General features: G+C 40.2%; 3 protein-coding genes and 1 rRNA gene. 2 read left to right on the top strand and 2 right to left on the bottom strand.

Annotated features, from left to right (window positions below; all coding sequences use genetic code 11):
* Positions 1 to 285 precede the first annotated feature (285 nt).
* Positions 286 to 1185 (top strand): LysR family transcriptional regulator, encoded by a 900-nt coding sequence (locus tag C7Y69_RS21390; RefSeq protein WP_013782537.1) that lies wholly within the window; start codon positions 286 to 288, stop codon positions 1183 to 1185.
* A 66-nt stretch (positions 1186 to 1251) separates the two neighbouring features.
* Here the strand turns inward: C7Y69_RS21390 and C7Y69_RS21385 are convergent, their stop codons facing one another.
* Positions 1252 to 2358 (bottom strand): SMP-30/gluconolactonase/LRE family protein, encoded by a 1107-nt coding sequence (locus C7Y69_RS21385; RefSeq protein WP_013782538.1) that lies wholly within the window; start codon positions 2356 to 2358, stop codon positions 1252 to 1254.
* Between the two features lie 84 nt (positions 2359 to 2442).
* Positions 2443 to 3183, bottom strand: coding sequence for a putative quinol monooxygenase (locus C7Y69_RS21380; RefSeq protein WP_126874106.1), 741 nt, complete (start codon positions 3181 to 3183; stop codon positions 2443 to 2445).
* Positions 3184 to 4586: 1403 nt separating this feature from the next.
* Here C7Y69_RS21380 and C7Y69_RS21375 point away from each other — a divergent pair.
* Positions 4587 to 4743, top strand: a 16S ribosomal RNA gene (locus C7Y69_RS21375); the annotation flags it as partial.

Here is a 4743-nt window from a genome sequence, read left to right as displayed (position 1 = left end):
ACGGATAGCCCTTTTTTTATGTCTGGTAGAAAGTGAAACGTATTAGCGCATGCCGCAAGCCAAGTCCCATTCAAAGAAATTGCTTCACAACGATTGCTTCACAACGATTGCTTCACAACGATAACTAGCCTAACGAATAGCCCTTTTTTATGCATGATAGAAATAAAAGTACTCGCTATAGCACAAACAAGAGAAGGCTAAAGGTAAACTTAGCTTATGTATTTTTATAGTGATACGGTAAAGTAATATTACTTTTATGCTTCAATCCTAACTCTGTCCCTAATAATGATAAATCTAGACTATGTAAAACTATTTACTCGGGTAGCTGCCACTCAAAATATATCTAAAGCTGGGGCTGAATTTGGCTTGTCATCGGCTGTGGCTAGCGCTCATCTTAGTAAGTTAGAGGAAAGTCTGGGTGTTCGGCTAATACATCGTACAACTCGAAAAGTATCGCTTACCGATGAAGGGGAGGAATTTCTTCCAAAGGCTAGGGATGTTCTTGTGTCAGCGGATATAGCTGTATCGTCGGTGAGAGGGGGAGCTAAGCCCAGTGGAAAATTACGAATAACAGCACCGGTTTCTTTTAGTCATATACATTTAATACCAGCATTAAATGAATTTATGGGAATTTTTCCTGATTTATCTGTAGAGCTTCGTCTCAGCGATACAATAGTCGACATTGTTGAGGGGGGATTTGATATTGCAATCCGAAATGCTGAGCTTAAAGATTCTGCATTGATAGCCAGGAAACTCGCTATAGACAATAGAATTATCTGTGCCTCACCAGAGTACCTTGAAAAGCATGGTAGGCCAGCAACCCCTGAAGCACTGCCAAAGCATAATTGTATTAACCTAATTGGTAATGACAATTGGCTGTTTAGAACCTCAAAGGGCCTATTAAATATTAAGACAAGAGGGGCTTTTACTACGGACAACGGCAAAGCAGTTTGCGATGCATGCGTGAACGGGATGGGGATTGTAATGTGCTCTACATGGATTGCTTATGAGCATTTACGAGCTGGGACCTTAGTCCAAATTCTTGAAGACTACCCATTAGAGGCTGATGCCTCTATATGGGCTGTTTACCCTTCTTCGAAATTGGTTGCCCCTAAAGTTCGTGCGTTTATAGATTACTTTTCTGAGCGTTATGGAAGCCCACCATACTGGGATAGGGTACAGTGAAGTAGTTTTCCAATATAACGGCCAAATTTATTTGGCCGTTTATTAATATGACCGCGGTAGGGATGATTATTTAATAGGCACTACTGATATTGTAAAAGGTGTATCTGGTTTAGTATTAACCATAGTTGGCGTACCAAATGCAGCGTCAAAATTAGTTACATAGGCAATACCACCACGTACAATAACTTCTCCAGGCGCATCTAACATGTTATTACTGCCGTCAGTATTTCCGTTTTTGGCAAGCAATGTAGCTTGGCCATTCATATCAATACGGTAAACGGCATTATCAAATAAATCGGTAATGTAAAGTGCATTAGAAGGTGCATCCCACTGGATGCCATCACTTGCGATCAAACCTTTATTAAACAGTGTAGTTTCAAGCTTAGAGCTATCTTCATTGAAAGTGCTTTTGTAGATGGTACCGTCTTCCATAATACCGGTATAAAGGTTGCCCTGCCCGTCAACTGCCAAGCCATTTGCACCAAAGCCAAGGCTACCGTCTGATTCAAAGATCTCAAATAGGTGTGAGTCGTGGTTGTTTTTGCTCTGGTATTTAGAAATCTGTAAAGGATTTTCAGCGCTAAGTTCATCTATCCTGAATTTATACACACCACTTGTCGTTGATATTCCTTTCTCAGTTGAAAGTACCGTATCAGAGATAAACACATCATTGCCCCTCCACGCTACTGCGTTAGGAAATGAGAACCCTTTTGCAACAACGTCGACATCAATGGCTTTACCATCTATAACATTCACTCGAAGCAAACGAGACTCACCGCCAAACCATAATTGCATGTCGGCAATATAGATGTTTCCATCTGGACCTTTAGCAATCCCCATGGGAGTGACAACACCGCTGTTTGGCTCTAAATCCTGTTGTTTAAATGTGTACCACACAGACACTTGATTTTTGTTATCAATAAGCCCAATCGTTGGAGCTGCCGCTTTAGTTAAAACACCTTGCTCTACAAGCGTCTGGTTATGTAGGTTAGGTGATGTGAACAAAATATTGTTATCTGAATCAAGTGAAAAGCTTGCTGGAGAGTTAAATTGTGCAGGTAAATCTTGCAGCGAGTATTGTTGCTGGGCTAATACTGTTTGAGAGCATGCTGACAGCGTAACAATAGTAAGCACTACACTTAATAAATTTGTATATTTGTTTAGAATTTTCATGGCGTACCTTTAAATTGTTAACATATTTGCTAAACACAACCGATAACGATTAGATTGCTCTTATCGGCTTACTCATAAGATTGACTATTTTGCAAAACCACCAAGCGGTTTCAGTAGTAGTGGTGAAAGTGAAGCGTGCATCTCACGTAGCTCTTGTGGTAAGTCACCTAGGTGTACCATACGGGTGGGTGTTGCTGCTGCAATCCATCGTTCGGCATGATCATTCCAGTTTTCGATATGAATAAAAGAAGCTTCTAAATCTCGAAAACGCTCGTAAACTAGTATGTCACCCTCATCAGATAGGTAATATTGATAGTTTAGTGTGCCTTCTTCTGTTTTGGCTCGTGCAACTTGAGAATTCATTACTTCTTTAAATGCTTCGAACTGGCCTTGATTCAGTTTTGCCTCCACAATCCAACCAAAATTTTCGAAGCTAGTATCGTTTCCATTTTTAATTAGGCTGCCTTCATACTCTTCTCTTGCAAAACCAGCCAGAGGCTTTAACCAAGTAGGTGCTAGCGAAGCATGACGTTCACGAACATCATCTGGCAAGTCACCAAGATGAAGCATGCGTGTTGGTTCCGCCGCTGAAATCCAGCGTTCTGCATGAGCATCCCAGTTTTCGATATGCTCATGTGATGCATCGGCATCAGCAAAACGCTCGTAAACTAAAATATCGCCGGCGTCTGACAAGTAATATTGATAGTTGAGCGTACCTTTTTCATTCAAAGCACGGTTCACTTGCGAATTCATTACCGCTTTAAAGTTTTCTAGCTCACCCTCTTTAAGCTTTGCTTCAACAATCCATCCAAAATTCGTAAACATGATTTTCTCCAATTTAGTGGAAGCTCTATTTCTTCCGACTTAATAAAAATTTTATATCGAGTCGATAAGTTAACGACGGAAGAAAGATTAACAGAGGAAATTAGCTTTGATAATGAAGGTAATCAGTGAAAACTTCTTAGATTTTGTTGATAATGAAGTGGGTAAGATGGTAACTCACGCAAAAAATCTGCTGATTCAGAAACGCTGATTTATGCGGGTAAATAATTAATCCCTGAACGTCCGCCTTGGGTTTTAGGCCGAAGAGACTATTACAAGTGCGTAATGTCCGCAATTGACACATATGGAACTACCAGGTCCCATTGAGCCCTATGATTCAGAATTACAAATTAAAGTCTATTTAGGTAAACAGTATGAACACCAAGCGATTCCAAAAACATTCCACAGAAATTGCCTATGAAAGCCTAGTGAGAAATAGAATTTTGCTACACTCGGTTGAATTGATGTAAAGCTACTTATGTAACGTAAATCTACTAAGGTAGGCGCAAATGAGTCATGTTATGAACAGATGACGTCTGAGGTTAAACATTAAACCGGTAATATCTTGTTTCACTTTGATAAAGACAAATACTAACGACGACTTTGCCTTACTACTGCAAAGTACACAGCGGATAGAAGCATTATTAGAGAAGCTGGTTAATTCAAAGTAAAAGTTACTGTAATGAGAAGAGGTAGTAACAGGCTTTAAGTACTAAAACCTTCTTAGTCAGACAATCTTCCGCCCGTACTCTAGATGATAATTTATCTCTATTAAGTCACCTGGCAAATCCTAGATGAAGTTAAACACAGTAAGTACAGTGGCTGTCTTAGCGATTACTTGTGGGTAATGACGTATTTAGAATACATAGGGTGAACCAAGTCTATACAATTGATTATGAGCTATGACGGTTTATGACGACATAGAGAAGTGAGTAGTACGCTGCTAACAATATACGTGTGGTTAGCAATAAAGTAAGAAAGCGTAATCAGCCTTAAACCGGTGTAAAAGAGGGCGAATAGCTAGTTTGGAAAACTTTATAAAATTATTTTAAGAAAAGTGTTGATCCAAAAGCTGATTCGCGTAGAATGCGCGCCTCGCTTCAAGGAGTTGGCAACAATAACGAGAAGCGGTTTTCATTAGCTCTACGGAGTTAACAACGGTTCGAAAAGAAATTTACGAAAAACGTTGACACTGAAAACAAGAAGCGTATTATACGCCTCCCGCTTCGAGAGAAGCGAAGCAAGAAAGACGCTAGCAACTATATGTAGCCTGAGTCCTCCTTGCGCAGAAGTCACGACAAAAAGCGTCATGATTCTGCACCACGTTCTTTAACAATTTAGACAAGACAATCTGTGTGGGCACTCATTAAGAGTGTCACACAACGACGATTCATATTCGATATATTTATTTGAAGAGTTTGATCATGGCTCAGATTGAACTCTGGCGGCATGCCTAACACATGCAAGTCGAACGGAAACATGTCTAGCTTGCTAGATGATGTTGAGTGGCGGACGCGGGAGTAATGGTTGGGGACTTGACTTTTCGAGGTGGGGAACAGATGG

The organism is Alteromonas sp. KS69, assembly GCF_003989595.1.
Taxonomy (GTDB): Bacteria; Pseudomonadota; Gammaproteobacteria; order Enterobacterales; family Alteromonadaceae; genus Alteromonas; species Alteromonas naphthalenivorans.
Note: the sequence above shows the minus strand (reverse complement) of the source record. Positions and strands in the feature narration are given on the sequence as shown.